This window comes from Tropicimonas sp. (assembly GCF_047971885.1).
Classification (GTDB): Bacteria; Pseudomonadota; Alphaproteobacteria; order Rhodobacterales; family Rhodobacteraceae; genus Tropicimonas.
Genome location: NZ_JBKEAE010000173.1, coordinates 1 through 13,801 on the forward strand (window position 1 = coordinate 1; position 13,801 = coordinate 13,801).

The 13,801-nt window shown below is 64.4% G+C and carries 13 protein-coding genes and 1 pseudogene; 11 read left to right on the forward strand and 3 right to left on the reverse strand.

Annotated elements, in window-relative coordinates; all coding sequences use genetic code 11:
* A partial coding sequence (locus ACK5IR_RS14660) for an NAD-binding protein (protein WP_416929914.1) occupies nt 1-217 on the forward strand: 217 nt, incomplete at its 5' end.
* 54 nt (nt 218-271) lie between these two features.
* Here the strand turns inward: ACK5IR_RS14660 and ACK5IR_RS14665 are convergent.
* Complete coding sequence (locus ACK5IR_RS14665) at nt 272-1,222, reverse strand: 2-hydroxyacid dehydrogenase (RefSeq protein WP_416929915.1); 951 nt, start codon at nt 1,220-1,222, stop codon at nt 272-274.
* 108 nt (nt 1,223-1,330) lie between these two features.
* Here ACK5IR_RS14665 and ACK5IR_RS14670 point away from each other — a divergent pair, with 108 nt between their 5' ends.
* From ACK5IR_RS14670 to ACK5IR_RS14680, 3 genes are read left to right on the forward strand one after another with little or no spacing between them, the layout of a single operon-like run.
* Nucleotides 1,331-2,866, forward strand: coding sequence for a YjjI family glycine radical enzyme (locus ACK5IR_RS14670; RefSeq protein ID WP_416929916.1), 1,536 nt, complete (start codon nt 1,331-1,333; stop codon nt 2,864-2,866).
* Entirely contained in the window at nt 2,838-3,704 is an 867-nt protein-coding gene (locus tag ACK5IR_RS14675) for a YjjW family glycine radical enzyme activase (RefSeq protein WP_416929917.1), read from the forward strand. The genes ACK5IR_RS14670 and ACK5IR_RS14675 overlap by 29 nt, the downstream gene beginning before the upstream one ends.
* 42 nt (nt 3,705-3,746) lie before the next feature.
* The gene (locus tag ACK5IR_RS14680; RefSeq protein ID WP_416929918.1) at nt 3,747-4,148 is read left to right on the forward strand and encodes a hypothetical protein; all 402 of its coding nucleotides are present in this window, start codon (nt 3,747-3,749) and stop codon (nt 4,146-4,148) included.
* A gap of 47 nt (nt 4,149-4,195) precedes the next feature.
* On the opposite strand, the gene mtnA is transcribed toward ACK5IR_RS14680, so the two are convergent.
* On the reverse strand, nt 4,196-5,299 hold the full coding sequence (gene mtnA, locus ACK5IR_RS14685) for an S-methyl-5-thioribose-1-phosphate isomerase (protein ID WP_416929919.1): 1,104 nt from the start codon (nt 5,297-5,299) through the stop codon (nt 4,196-4,198).
* 523 nt (nt 5,300-5,822) lie between these two features.
* Here mtnA and ACK5IR_RS14690 point away from each other — a divergent pair.
* From ACK5IR_RS14690 to ACK5IR_RS14700, 3 genes are read left to right on the forward strand one after another with little or no spacing between them, the layout of a single operon-like run.
* Nucleotides 5,823-6,293: an SRPBCC family protein gene (locus ACK5IR_RS14690; protein WP_416929920.1), complete on the forward strand. Its 471-nt coding sequence runs from the start codon at nt 5,823-5,825 to the stop codon at nt 6,291-6,293.
* Nucleotides 6,290-7,705: an MFS transporter gene (locus tag ACK5IR_RS14695; RefSeq protein ID WP_416929921.1), complete on the forward strand. Its 1,416-nt coding sequence runs from the start codon at nt 6,290-6,292 to the stop codon at nt 7,703-7,705. The genes ACK5IR_RS14690 and ACK5IR_RS14695 overlap by 4 nt, the downstream gene beginning before the upstream one ends.
* Nucleotides 7,706-7,722: 17 nt before the next feature.
* Entirely contained in the window at nt 7,723-8,232 is a 510-nt protein-coding gene (locus ACK5IR_RS14700; protein WP_416929922.1) for a universal stress protein, read from the forward strand.
* A 74-nt stretch (nt 8,233-8,306) separates the two neighbouring features.
* On the opposite strand, the gene ACK5IR_RS14705 is transcribed toward ACK5IR_RS14700, so the two are convergent.
* Nucleotides 8,307-9,332 (reverse strand): LacI family DNA-binding transcriptional regulator, encoded by a 1,026-nt coding sequence (locus ACK5IR_RS14705; RefSeq protein WP_416929923.1) that lies wholly within the window; start codon nt 9,330-9,332, stop codon nt 8,307-8,309.
* Nucleotides 9,333-10,177: 845 nt separating this feature from the next.
* Between ACK5IR_RS14705 and ACK5IR_RS14710 the strand changes: the two genes are divergently transcribed.
* The 4 genes and pseudogenes from ACK5IR_RS14710 to ACK5IR_RS14725 all read left to right on the forward strand — a co-directional run.
* Nucleotides 10,178-11,083, forward strand: coding sequence for a LysR substrate-binding domain-containing protein (locus tag ACK5IR_RS14710; protein ID WP_416929924.1), 906 nt, complete (start codon nt 10,178-10,180; stop codon nt 11,081-11,083).
* Nucleotides 11,084-11,312: 229 nt separating this feature from the next.
* Entirely contained in the window at nt 11,313-13,010 is a 1,698-nt protein-coding gene (locus tag ACK5IR_RS14715) for a carbon starvation protein A (RefSeq protein ID WP_416929925.1), read from the forward strand.
* A 61-nt stretch (nt 13,011-13,071) separates the two neighbouring features.
* Nucleotides 13,072-13,197 (forward strand): annotated as a pseudogene (locus ACK5IR_RS14720) (hypothetical protein); the annotation flags it as partial.
* A gap of 5 nt (nt 13,198-13,202) precedes the next feature.
* The coding region (locus ACK5IR_RS14725; RefSeq protein ID WP_416929926.1) for an ArsA family ATPase at nt 13,203-13,801 on the forward strand (599 nt) is incomplete at its 3' end.

The following is a 13,801-nucleotide window of genomic DNA, read 5'->3' on the forward strand; positions in this document are numbered from 1 at the left end:
GATCAGGCGCACCTTCGATCCGGGTTTCCGCATCGAGTTGCACCAGAAGGACCTGAATCTGGCGCTGTCGAATGCGCGCCAGATCGGCATCAGCCTGCCCAATACCGCGACCGCGCAGGAACTGTTCAACGCCTGCACAGCCCACGGCGGCGCCGCATGGGACCACTCCGCCATGGTCAGGGCGCTGGAAATCCTCGCAAACCACAACGTCGCATGAAAACAAACACATCGCGACCCGCCAACGCACCTGACGGCCGAGACCTGCCGGCCGTCAGGATGTGACCGGGGTCAGCAGCGGCGCCCCCGTCAGATAGGCGTCGATGTTGGCGCGCTGGAGCCTGGCCATCGCCGCACGGGTTTCATGCGTGGCCGAGGCGCCGTGCGGATAGAGCGCCACGTTCGGCAGCGCCGCAAACCGCCTGTCGGGGCGCGGCTCGCTCTCGAAGACATCGAGCGCCGCGCCACCCAGCCGACCGTTTTCGAGCGCCGCGATCAGCGCCTCCTCGTCGACGGTCGAGCCGCGCGAGACATTGACCAGCACGCCGGCTGGGCCAAGCGCCCCGATCACCCCGGCGTCGACGATGTGCCGCGTATCCGGCCCGCCCACGACGATGACCACCAGAATCTCGACCGCACCGGCGAGTTCCACGGGTGTGGCGTGCCAGGTCCAGCCGGGCGTCTCCTTCTCGCGACGGGACCAGTAGTGAACCGGCATGCCGAAGGCCTCGAAACGGCGGGCGATCTCCCGGCCGATATTGCCCAGCCCGAGGATACCCACCGTCGTGCCCGACATCTTGCGGCACAGCGGCATCGCCTCGTTTTCCCACCGGCCGCTCCGCACCCAGGCGTCGCCCTCGGCCAGTCTGCGGAATTGCGCCAGCGTCAGCGCGACCGCCAGATCGGCCACATCCGCGTTCAGGACATCGGGCGTGTTGGTCACGCCGATGTTGCGCGCAACCGCCGCCGCAACGTCGATGGCGTCGTAGCCGACACCAAAATTGGCGATCAGGCCAAGATTCGGCAGCAAGGCCATCTCGTCCGCGCCGAACGGCGCGCCGCCCTTGTAGGCGACAGCGGCCACGCCGGCACGCTCTTCAGCCGACAGCGCGGCGAGCGCGGTGGGCGACGGCAGGACGGCCGCACCCAGTTCCGCCACCAGTCCCCCGGCTTCCGCCTCGCTGAACGGGCCGATCCCGAGAACGTTTTGCGCGATTGTCGACATCAGGTCATTCTCCAACGTGGCGGATGCTCGCCGGTACATAGCAAACGAAAATGACAAAGACGATGAAGAGGATTAAATTTCCGGCAAAGAGTGACCGGGAGAGTGATCATGAACGATGTGCAGAGCAGGCTTCGTGAAATCGTCAACGATCCCGGCCTGAGCCCGGCCCAGAAGGCACGCTTCCTGTCGCTCGAAGCCGAGAACCTGCTGCCCGGTCCGGAGGTGGATGCCGAGGTTGCCGCGGCGCTGGCCGATGGCATCCTGTGCGATCTGGCCGAGGGGCACGCCCCCTACAAGCCGCGCTATGTCCTGCCGGATTATTCCGTGGTGCTGCGCCGGGGCAGCGCCAATCTGGAACTCGACCCGCCGCAAACGCTGGACGAGGCGATCAACTGCCTGATGATCGCCTATCACCATGTTCCCTCGGTCACCGGCATGCCGGTTTTCATCGGTCATCTCGACAGGCTGCTGCTGCCCTTCTGCGACGATGTGAGCGACGAGGCGCTTTATCGCGCGATCCGGCTTTTCTGGCGCTACATCGACCGGGTACTGCCCGATGCCTTCCTGCATGCCAATATCGGACCCGAGGACAACCGCGTCGCGCGCACGATCCTGCGGGTGGACGCGGAGCTGAAGCAGATCGCGCCGAACCTGACGCTTCTGTACGACCCCCGGGTCAGTGGCATGGAAATCCTCGAAATCGCCATCGGCAATATCGTCGAATGCTCCAAGCCGCATGTGGCCAATCACCCTCTGCACGCGGCGGCCTTCGACGAGCGCGGTTACGGGATCGTCAGCTGCTACAACGCGTTGCCGGCGGTGGGCGGATCGGCGACGCTGGTTCGCCTCAACCTGCACGAGGCCGCAAGACGGTCGCGGGGGCGTACCGATTTTCTCGAAACCGTCCTGCCGCATTACATGGATCTGCAATTCCGCCTGATCGACGCCCGGATGGCCTATCTGTTCGAACAGTCGAACTTCTTCGAGAGCTTCCTCGTGCACGAGGGCTGGATCGACGCCGACCGCTTCACCGCGATGTTCGGAATCTTCGGCATGGCCGAAGCGGTGAACCACCTTCAGGACCTCGAAGGTCAGGCCGGCCGGTATGGCTTCGACGGAAGCGCGAACGAGTTGGGCTATCTGATTTCCGCCACCCTGGCCGGGCGGGTCGAGGCGACGCCGGTGCGGCATGCCTGGCGGGGCAGGGCGCTGCTGCATTCGCAGGCCGGCATCAGTACCGATGTGAATGTCACGCCGGGCGTGCGTATCCCCTATGGAACGGAGCCCGATCCGGTGAGCCATATCCGGGCGCTGCTGCCGCATCACCGGTTCTATCCCTCAGGTATCAGCGAAATCCTCACCATCGATGAAACGGTCCGCAACAATCCGCAGGCGCTGCTGACGCTGTGCAAGGGGGCGCTCGACAGCGGGTTGCGCGAATTTACCGCCAACGTGGCGGGCAACGATCTGGTCCGGGTGACGGGCTACATGATCCGGCTTTCGGATGTGGAGCGCTACCGGCGGGCCGGGGGTGCGCGCACCAACACAACCGCACTTGGCGCCGAAGCGGCGGAAAAGACCGGAATCCTTAACCGCAAGCCACGCGTGATCGGCCATGAATACGCCCAGGGCTACGGTCAGTAAAACCCTAACCTTTTCCTGCGTCGACGGGCCGGGCAACCGGCTGGTGGTATTTTTGCAGGGCTGCACGTTCACCTGCCGGACATGTCACAACCCGCACACCATGCGCCTGTGCAACCATTGCGGCGACTGCATCCCCGCCTGTCCGCAGGGCGCGCTTTCGCTGACGGACGGGCGTATCAGCTTCGATCCGGCCCGGTGCGATCAGTGCGATGCCTGTCTGCGTGCCTGTCCGATCAATGCCAATCCGATGGTCCGCTCGATGAGCGTGGAGGAGGTGCTGGAACTTGCCCGTGTCAACCGCGCCTTCCTCGACGGGATCACCCTGTCGGGGGGCGAGGCGACCACCCAGCCCCGGTTCATCGCCGCGCTGTTCCGGGCGATCAGGACCGACCCCGAACTGCGGCACCTGACCTGCCTGATCGACAGTAACGGCCATCTCGGTTCGGCGGGCTGGGATATCGTGCTGCCCTGGACCGACGGGGTGATGCTCGATATCAAGGCGCTGGACGATACCACCCACCGGGCGCTGACCGGTGTCGGCAATGCGCTGGTGCTGCGCAGTGCCCGGTTTCTGCACCAGATGGACAAGCTGCACGAACTGCGCTTTCTCGTCGTGCCGGGATATACCGACAGCAGGGCTGAAATCGGGGCGCTGGCGGCTTTTGTCCAATCACTCGACCCGGGGATCCGCGTCCGCCTGAACGCCTTCCAGCGTCATGGCGTGCGGGGTCCGGCGCGGGACTGGCCCGCCGCCACGCGCGACTCTGTCGAGATCATCGCCGAATGGCTGCGCCGCAGCGGTCTGCGCGAGGTGGAAACGCCGGCAATCTATCTGTAGGTGGGCGCCTGTCACCGGCAGGTTGCTCCAGGAGATTGTTCGATGCGTGTGCAGATACCACCCCTGCGGAGGATCGGGGCGTTTGTCTTTCTGAGCCTGGCGCTGAGCGCCGCCGCCATGGCAGGCGATTGCGACGAGGCGCTGAGGTTCGAGGAGGAGATCAACCGCACCCTGCCGAGGGATATCGACGCGGCGACGGAACTGGTTCAGGTCAGGGTCAACTGCGCCACCAGAACCCTTTCCTACATCAAGCGGATATTCCTATTCCCCGACGAGATGGCACCCGGGTGGCAAGAGCGCAAACAGCGCCAGTTCGTCCAGCTTCATTGCAACGCGCGCGGTCTGGCCTCGGTTCAGGGGTGGACCGTGCGGGACGAGGTTTTCGATCCGGATTACAATCATCTGGTCACGCTCAGGGCGGCACCGGCCGATTGTCGCAACTGACCGGACAGCCACCGGCGGGGCATGCCGTCGCCCTGGTCGGGCCGCGTTCACCCGGCCGCTGCCGCAAGTTCGGGGAACATGCCCGCCAGCCCTGCCGCCGATGCAGCGCAGATGCCGCGTTCGGTAATCAGCCCCGTGACCAGCCGGTTCGGCGTCACGTCGAAGGCGGGGTTGCCGGCCCGGGTGCCGGGGGGCGGCACGTGCAATGTGCCGATGGTTCCATCGGCCGCCAGGCCCTGAATATCGGCAACCTCGCTTTCGGGGCGCTCCTCGATGGAAATTGATGTCAGGCCGTCGGTCACGGTCCAGTCGATCGTCGGCGAGGGCAGGGCGACATAGAACGGCACCCCGTTGTCATGTGCCGCCAGCGCCTTGAGATAGGTGCCGATCTTGTTGCAGACATCGCCCTGCCGGGTCGTCCGGTCGGTGCCGACGATCACCAGATCGATCAGCCCGTGCTGCATCAGGTGGCCGCCTGCATTGTCGACGATATAGGTGTGGGGAACACCGTGCGCGCCAAGCTCCCACGCGGTCAGCGCACCCTGATTGCGCGGGCGCGTCTCGTCGACCCACACATGCAGGGCGATGCCCGCGTCGTGCGCCTGATAGACGGGCGCGGTCGCTGTGCCCCAGTCGACGGTGGCAAGCCAGCCGGCGTTGCAATGGGTCAGCAGGCGCACCGGTTCGCCGGGGGCCTTGGCGGCGGCGATCCCGCGGATGATGGCAAGCCCGTTCTCGCCGATGCGGCGGTTGATCCCGACATCCTCGTCGGCAATTGCATGGGCGAGGGCAAGCGCCACCCGGGCGCGCTCGGATGGCGGCAGCGGGCGCAGCGTGCTGCGGCACCGGTCGAGCGCCCATCTGAGATTGATCGCCGTCGGGCGGGTGCGGCTGAGAAAATCCCACGCCACGTCAAGGTTGCCGTCGGACGGATCGCCGGCCATTGCCAGTGCCATGCCATAGGCCGCCGTGGCCCCGATCAGCGGCGCACCGCGCACACGCATCTGGCGGATCGCATCGGCAAAATCCTGCATCGACGCCACCGGCTGAACGCGGAAATCGTGCGGCAGCCAGCGTTGGTCGATGATCATCAGCACATTCCGTGCCTCGTCCCACCAGAGCGAACGATAATGCGTGTTGTTGACTTTCACCGGTCGTCCTTTCGCCGATTTAGCAGGGTTCGGGCCCAACCTGCGGGAATTCCGCGCGGCGCGCCAGCCATGGCACCCTGCGGCACGATGTGCCACAGGCGGAATGCGGGCAGGAAAGAGTACCGGCGGATCGCAGGCGCCGCGGAATTGCAGCCAGCCAGGGCGAAAGGCCGGCCCCCGCCGGCACAGATCGTCGCAGGGCGTTGTCCGGCCCGAACGGCATCCGCGTTTCATTTCAACCTGTTCGTGGCCGTTCTTGATTTTTCATCGCCCGATCGCCCGGCAAAGGACGGTATTTTCTCTTTCCAAATCGTTTTGGATACGTAGTTTGCGCTGACTTTCCGGAATCGGCTGCCAACGGGATCCCGCCGGCCGAGGGGTGGTTATTGCTGGCAAAACACCCGTCGGCACGAACCGCTTCGCGTACTTTCTGCCTTCGCGATCCGTCCGGGCGCCGCTTTCCGCACTCTCGAGGGAGAGAGACGCTGATGGTGTTTGCATTGCAGAGAGAGGGACAAGTCGAATGACGGCAAATGTAATGGTGATCATCGAACGCCAGTTCGATTATCCAAGGCCGGTCGTGTTCCGGGCGTGGACAGCGCCGGAGGAAATGGCCGAATGGCGCGGCAGCCCGGGCTGGCATGTCGAGAAGGAAACCGTTTCATCGGACCTGCGCGTCGGCGGAAAGCACCATCATGTGAAGATTCGCGATAACGATCCGACCACCCGTGTCACCACCGACGCGATCTTCACCGAATATTTCGAACCCGATGTCTTCGTCGCCCGCCAGCGGATCACCGGTGATTCGGGAATAGATCCCGACAAGCCGCTGGAACTGCGGGTCGAATTCAGCAAGATGGGCCGCGATGGCACCCTGGTGCGCATCATTCAGGGCCCCTACGAGGCCGGTGTGGCGGGTTTCCACAGCGAAGGCTGGGAACTTGAACTTGGCCGGCTTCAGGAATTTCTCGATCGCAAGGGGGGCCGCAAGTGAGCGCGCAGACCGCAACCGTGGACGGCGGGAGCACCCCGGCCGCTACCGCCAAGACCACTCACACGACCATCGTCCGCCAGAAGCCGCTGATGGACATGAAGCAGATCCTGCTGATGAACTTCGGCTTCTTCGGGATTCAGTACAGCTTCGGCATGCAGCAGACGGCGGTCAACCCGATCTTCCAGTATGTCGGCGCCAGCGCACATGACCTGCCGCTTCTGAACATGGCCGGTCCGATGACCGGGTTGCTGATCCAGCCGATCATCGGCGCGCTGTCCGACCGCACCTGGAGCCCGCGCTGGGGGCGGCGGAAGCCGTTCTTCCTGATCGGCGCCGCCGGTTGCTCGATCTGTCTGTTCCTGTTCCCCTTCGTCTCGGCGCGGTGGATGGCGGTGCTGCTGCTGTGGCTTCTGGACGCCTCCAACAACACCGCGATGGAACCCTATCGCGCCTTCATCGCCGACAAGCTGCCGCCGTCGCAACTGGGCAAGGGTTTCCTTGCACAGAGCTTCTTCACCGGTTTCGGCATCACGCTGGCCAATATCTCGCTTTTCGTCTTCCAGCACCTGATCGACGGCGCGACCGAGGCGGGCATTCCCTACTGGGTCGTCGGCTCGTTCATGCTGGGTTCGGTCTGCTCGATCGGCTCGGTTCTGGTTTCGGTTCTGACGACGCCGGAAATTCCGCCGACCGAGGAGGAATTGAAGGCGATGCGCGAACACAAGGGCAGCGCGCTCGGCTTCATCAGGGAGATCTGGGACGCCATCGTCGAAATGCCGGTCGAACTGCGCAAGCTGGGCCTGGTCTACCTGTTCCAGTGGTATGCGATGGTCTGCTACTGGCAATATGTCACGCTTTCGATGGCCAAGTCGGTGTGGAACACGACCGATGCGCATTCCGCAGGCTTTGGCGATGCCGTCGCCTGGACCGGCCTGATCAACGGGTGGTACAACATCGTCACCTTCCTCGTCGCCTTCTCGCTGGTTGCCTTCGCGCGCAAACGGGGGGCCAAATTCGTTCACATGACCTGCCTGCTGATCGCCGCCGTCGGGCTGCTGATCTTCCCGCATATCGCCAACAAGTACCTGCTGTTCATCCCGATCATCGGTCTGGGCATCGCGTGGGCGTCGATCATGGGGGTGCCGTATATCATGGCGGTACGGATGATCCCGTCGACGCGCTATGGGGTCTATATGGGCATCATCAACATGATGATCGTGATTCCGATGCTGATCCATTCGCTGACCTTCGGCTGGGTCTATACCCATGTGCTCGGCGACAACCCCAACAACGCGATCACCTTCGCAGGTCTGGGGCTGGCAGCGGCGGCGGTGGCGATGCTGTGGATCAAGGAACCGCCGATCGTGCGTGATGTCGACGACGTCATGGCGATGCCCGGCGGCGGCCATTAGGGCGAAGGAGAGCGCTCATGAACATGACGAACATGACCGATTATCGCGTTGTCGTTGTGGGCACCGACGGGTCCAGCCTTGCCGGGCCCACCGTCGCCCGCGCTGCGTGGCTGGCCCGGAACGACGACGCCGATCTGGTGATCGTCTGCGCCTACAGCGGCCTCTCGCGCCGGGCCGAGGCAAAGAATGTCGCCACCACCGGCGGCGACATGCGCGCCGGCGAGGTTCTGGGGCGCGCTGCGGCAACCGAGGCGTTGACCCGGGCGGTGGCGGTGGCCGCAGAGCAGGGCGCCACGGTAACGGCAGCCCTGATGGTCGAAAGCGACCCGGCGAATGCGCTGATCGAAACGGTGCGCGACCGAAAGGCCGAGGTCCTGGTGCTCGGCGCCCGGTCCGATGTCAGCTTCACCGAACGCCTGCTGGGCACGCTGGCCAGCGAAATCGTCGACCGGGCCTTCTGCGACATCCTGATCGTCCGGCCAAACCAGCCGGGCGAAATCCCGGTGCCCGAGGACGCGGCGGGCTGAACCCGACTGAAAACACGAAGGGGCCGGCGTGAAAGCCGGCCCCCGACATTCGTCCGCCCGCATGCCGCCGGCCCTCAGCCGCGCGGCGCGGTGGAGCGCCCTTCGACGAACACCGGTGAAACGAGCACCTGCAAAGCCGCCGGATCCCTGCCATCCACCGCCATCGTCAGCAGGTCGGCAATATGCCCCCACGCCTCGGCAAAGGCAGAACGGGTTCCCGACAGTTCCGGCGTCAGGGTGCGGCGCGGATAGCGCGCCAGCACGTCGTCATGCGCAACGACCGAAACGTCGCCCGGAACCGACAGGCCAAGCTGCCCAAGGGTTCGCATCACGCCGGTGGCCAGCACCATGTTGCCGACGACAAGCGCGCTCGGCGGGCAGGCAGGATTGGAAAACAGGTGTCTGGTCGCGGCTTCGCCGAACTGTTCGGTCATGATGCCGCGGCATGTCAGGGCAGGCTGCGGTTCGCTCCCGTGCCGACACAACGCCGCCGTCAGGCCGGCAAGCCGCTCGTCCGCCGAAAAGCTCCCCGCGGGGCCGTCGATGAACGCGATATCGGTGTGACCGAGCCCGGTCAGATGTGTGGCCATCAGTTCCCCGACGGCGCGGTTGTCGAGATCGACATAGGAATAGTCGGGGCGAGGCGTCGTGCGCCCGTGCGAGACGAAGGGAATGCCCTCCTGCATCAGATACCGGAGCCCCGCCGGATCGGCATTCGGATTGATGACGACAAAACCGTCCACCGATCCCTGCCGGAACAGCCGGGTATAGGATTCGGCGGTGCTGCCGGCATTCGGCATGACGTTGAGCACCACCAGCATGCCGCGCTTCCAGAACTCCACCGCCAGCCCGAGCAGAATCTCCAGCAGGATATTGCTTTCCTCCTGCTCTGAATGCTCGGGCACCACCAGCCCGACGATACCCGTTCGCCCGGTTCGCAGCTTCAGCGCGGCCGGATTGGGACGGTAGCCAAGCTGCTGTGCCGCCTCCTCGACCCGCGCACGGGTGGTGTCGCTGACATCGGAATGACCGCCGAGTGCCCGGCTGACCTGTGTCACCGACAGTCCGAGGCGCTGGCTGATGTCTTTCAAAGTTACCATAAGATCAATCAATCGATCGCTATGGGACGGGCATACAACATCCCGCTCCCCCGTGTAAGGGAGGCTGGAAACACCGGCGCTTTCGATTTCCTGACCGGGCCGGGCCCTGTCAGCCGGCGAATGCGCCGACAGACGCGCGCGATGCCGGGGCAGGGGGCCGAATCTCCCTCCGCCGGGACCGCCGTACCGTCCTGCCGGGCCTGCCTTTCCGGACACGGAGCAGGGGAAATACCCCCGTTCACCATCAAGTGATCCGTGCGGAGGCTCGCCGTCGGTCCAGTGCCCTGCACAGGTTTGGATTGTATCTCCGAATCTTGAACAATCTTGAGTTGCAGGAATCAGCCCCGCGCATCCCGGCATCCGCCTCGTGCATCGCAATAACCGGCAGGGCCGGATCGGGAGCGGACAGAATTGCACTTTCCGCATGATGACAGGGAGATAGCGCGAATCGCCTGACGGCTGCGGAAGCGACGCATGATATGGCGCAGCAGGCACCGGATTGCATGACGGATGAGCAGGCGTCGGGATTCAGCGACCGCACGAGGCCCGACCGGCGATGCCGAACCGGCGGCACCTGCGGACGGCTGGCGGCGACGCTCTGGATTGACGGTAGGGAATATCGTACCCTTCACTCACTCGCTTTTTTGAGTTCCCCAGCGTAAATCCGCAGCATTCGTTCGCCGGCCTGTTCGTGCCGTATTGTTGGCTTCGTTGCCGGTATTGTTTCTGTAATCGGTTCGATTTTGCGATGCATCACAGTTTCTGTTGCACTCCCGGCCACTGTCGGGCAGTGAAACAGTTCTGTAAAATCAATATCTTGACGATTCCGGTAGGAAACAAGAAAAATGAATCAAAAGCAGATCAACGCCTTTCGCATGGTAATGCGGCACGGCTCGGTTACCGCAGCGGCAAACGCGTTGAACGTTTCGCAACCTGCCGTCAGCCGGCTGCTGTCGGACCTTGAGGCGTCCATCGGCCTGCGCCTGTTACTGCGGCCGGGCGGTAAGGTCCAGCCGACACAGGAGGCTTACGAGTTCTTCGAGGAAGTCGAGCGGATGTATTACGGGCTCGACCGGCTGGCGCAGGTCGCCGACGATATCCGCAACCTCCGCCGCGCCACCTTCAGGGTCGCCTCGCTGCCGATGGTCAGTTTCGAGATCGTTCCAAGGGCGGTGAAGCGCTACCTCGACCTGCATCCCGGCGTCAGCGTGATGCATGACGTGCACACCTCGTCCCAGGTGCTCGACCTTCTCACCTCGCGCCAGATCGATCTCGGGATTGCGCAGACATCCTCGCAACGCCGCGATGTCGATGTTCTGGCGGCATTCCGGACCGATTGCGTCTGTGCCATGCAGCCCGGTCATCCGCTGGCGGATCGCGACGTGCTGACCCCGCACGATCTGGCCGACGAACCGCTGGTGGTGCTGAACTTCCGCACCCTCACCTACTGCTACATGGTCAGGTGTTTCGCCGAGGCGGGCATCACCCCCCATGTGGTGACCGAAACCCAGCCGTCCTATTCCGCCTGCGGACTTGCCGCGCTTGGCACCGGTATCGCGATTGTCGATCCGATCACGCCCGGAACCTTCGGAGCCGCGTTGCGGACCGTCCCCTTCGAGCCGTCGCTTCCATACGAATTCCAGATCATGAAACCGGTCGACGTTCCGCTGTCGCGCGCTGCGGCGGCGTTCCTCGACCAGTTGCTTTCGACCATCGCCGAGCAACCCCATTACGGGCAGCGCACTTCCTAGTTATTTCTCATAACTTATTGTATTTTCTGTATTTTACTATCACAATCAGCAGAATTCTCCAGCGGCTGGACCCGCAACCACAACAACCGTGAACACCGGGTTCGCCACCGGAACCGCCCTTGCCGGATTCGCCGGAGGGGCGGCAATGGCAGGTAGTCAATTTGCCTCGTGGCAGCCTGCCCCGAAACGGTGCTACCCCGGGGCAACGCTGTGTCAGCCGGAGCAGGTCATGAATTCTGTCGTAATCGCAATTATCGGTCTCGGTGCGATGGCTCTGGGATGGTTCGTGTATTCGCGCTTCATCGCGACACGGATCTACAGGCTCGATCCGAATTTCGTGACACCGGCGCATGAATTCGAGGACGGGATCGACTTTGTCCCGACCAACAAATACGTGCTCTGGGGCCACCATTTCACCTCTGTCGCCGGGGCGGCACCCATCGTCGGGCCGGCCATCGCGGTGATCTGGGGCTGGGGGCCGGCATTCCTCTGGGTGACGCTGGGCACGATCTTTTTCGCCGGTGTGCACGATTTCGGCGCGCTCTGGGCCTCGGTGCGCAACAAGGGCATTTCGATCGGCGCGCTCAGCGAGCAGATCCTCGGCGCCCGGGCGCGCAGCATGTTCATGCTGGTGATGTTCCTGGTGCTGCTGATGGTGAACGCGGCCTTCGCGGTGGTGATTTCGGGGCTCCTGATCCAGTTCCCGACCTCGGTCATTCCGGTCTGGGCGGCGATCGCGGTGGCGCTCGGCATCGGGCAGTTGCTCTATCGCACCAACATGGGGCTGCTCTGGCCGTCGATCATCGGGGTGGTCCTGCTTTACGCGGCACTGCTGCTGGGGCAATATGTTCCGCTTGCGCTGCCGGAAACGATATTCGGCCTGAGCGACAATGTGGTCTGGGTGCTGATCCTGTTTGCCTATGCCGGCATCGCCTCCGTTCTGCCGGTGTGGATGCTGTTGCAACCGCGCGATTACATCAACGGATTGCAGCTTTTCATCGCGCTCGGGGCGATCTATCTGGCGGTGTTCGTGGCCGCGCCCGATGTGGTGACACCGTTCTACAACGAGAACGTGCCCGAAGGGACGCCGGCGATCGTGCCGCTTCTTTTCGTCACCATCGCCTGCGGAGCGATCAGCGGATTTCATGGCCTCGTGGCATCGGGCACCAGTTCGAAGCAGCTCGACAAGGAAACCGACGCGCGCTTCGTCGGCTATTTCGGTGCCGTCGGCGAGGGGATGCTGTCGCTGGCGACCATCATCTGCGCCACCGCCGGATTCGCGACGCTGGCCGAATGGGAGGGGGTCTATTCGCGGTTCGGCGCCGGCGGCGTTGGCGCCTTCGTCAATGGCGGCGGGCGCATTCTGGAAGACGGGCTGGGCATTTCGGCCGGTTTTGCCGCCACCATGCTGACGGTAACGGCGGCACTTTTCGCCGGCACCACCATGGACACCGGCCTGCGGCTGCAACGCTACGTGGTGGCCGAGGTCGGCAACATCACCGGCATCAAGCTGCTCCAGACGCCATGGCTGGCCACGCTGGTCGCGCTCGGCTTCTGCCTGGCCATCGCCTTCGGGGCGGGTTCGGACGGGTCGGGCGGCATGATCATCTGGCCGCTTTTCGGCACCTCGAACCAGCTTCTGGCCTCGCTCACGCTGCTGATCATCACGGTGATCCTCGCGCGGCAGGGGCGCTCGACGCTCTACACCCTGCTGCCGATGATCTTCGTGCTGTTCATGACGCTGATCGCGCTGGCGATCCAGATCGGCGGCTTCTATGCACAGGGCAACTGGGTGCTGACGATCATGGCGCTGGCGATCCTCGGCGCGGCGTTGCTGGTGATCGTCACGGCGGTGCAGGTGCTGCGCGCCACCGGCTTCAGGCTGATCGTCAGGGACACGGACGTGCATGGCCAGATCTCTCGCTGATCGCTGGCGCGCCTTTTCGGACGGATTGCGCGAATTCTACATCGCGCCCTACCGCCGCGAGATGGCGCGCGAAGCCCGCGACCGGGACGACCTGTTCATGATGCTCGTGCAATGCGAGAATCTGGGCGTGCCGAACCCGGCACAGGTCTATACGCTGGAGCTGACGCCGCTGCTCTATGACAGGTTCCACGAATGGCACCTGCGCAAGGGGATGGAGCATTCGCCGCTCGACCACGTGAAATGCTGCTCGAGGCGAGCGGCAACCGCCGGCTGGTTCTGCTGGGTGGCAAGGGCGGGGTCGGCAAGACGACGCTTGCCGCCGCGGTGGCGCTCGCGCTTGCCCGGCACGGCGAGCGGGTGCTGCTGGTTTCCACCGATCCGGCGCATAACCTCGGCCATATCTTCACCCGCACGATCGGCCCGCGCCCGGTGCGTGTGGCGATGGGGCTGGAGGCGGTGGAACTCGACCCGGCCGAATGTGCCGCCGAACACCTTGGCCGGGTGTCGGGCTTTCTGCGCCGGCTGACGCCCGAACGGCTGCACGCCGAAATGGATCGCCATCTGGAGCGCAGCCGCCATGCGCCGGGCATGGAGGAGGCCGCCCTGCTCGAACGGCTGGCGGGGCTGGCGGCGCAGGTCGGGCAGGCGGGCGGGCCGTCGCGGCTGGTCTGCGATACGGCCCCGACCGGGCACGCGCTGTCGCTTCTGGCGATGCCCGAACTGATGGCGGCCTGGACCGACGGGATGCTGGCCAACCGGGCCGAAGCCGACCGGTTCGGGCGCAAGGCGCG

Bases quoted from the DNA above. Each gene is read 5' to 3' on its own strand.
- ACK5IR_RS14665 (WP_416929915.1), bottom strand. From the start codon at position 1,222: ATGTCGACAATCGCGCAAAACGTTCTCGGGATCGGCCCGTTCAGCGAG.
- ACK5IR_RS14670 (WP_416929916.1), top strand. From the start codon at position 1,331: ATGAACGATGTGCAGAGCAGGCTTCGTGAAATCGTCAACGATCCCGGC.
- ACK5IR_RS14675 (WP_416929917.1), top strand. From the start codon at position 2,838: ATGAATACGCCCAGGGCTACGGTCAGTAAAACCCTAACCTTTTCCTGC.
- ACK5IR_RS14680 (WP_416929918.1), top strand. From the start codon at position 3,747: ATGCGTGTGCAGATACCACCCCTGCGGAGGATCGGGGCGTTTGTCTTT.
- ACK5IR_RS14690 (WP_416929920.1), top strand. From the start codon at position 5,823: ATGACGGCAAATGTAATGGTGATCATCGAACGCCAGTTCGATTATCCA.
- ACK5IR_RS14700 (WP_416929922.1), top strand. From the start codon at position 7,723: ATGAACATGACGAACATGACCGATTATCGCGTTGTCGTTGTGGGCACC.
- ACK5IR_RS14705 (WP_416929923.1), bottom strand. From the start codon at position 9,332: ATGGTAACTTTGAAAGACATCAGCCAGCGCCTCGGACTGTCGGTGACA.
- ACK5IR_RS14710 (WP_416929924.1), top strand. From the start codon at position 10,178: ATGAATCAAAAGCAGATCAACGCCTTTCGCATGGTAATGCGGCACGGC.
- ACK5IR_RS14715 (WP_416929925.1), top strand. From the start codon at position 11,313: ATGAATTCTGTCGTAATCGCAATTATCGGTCTCGGTGCGATGGCTCTG.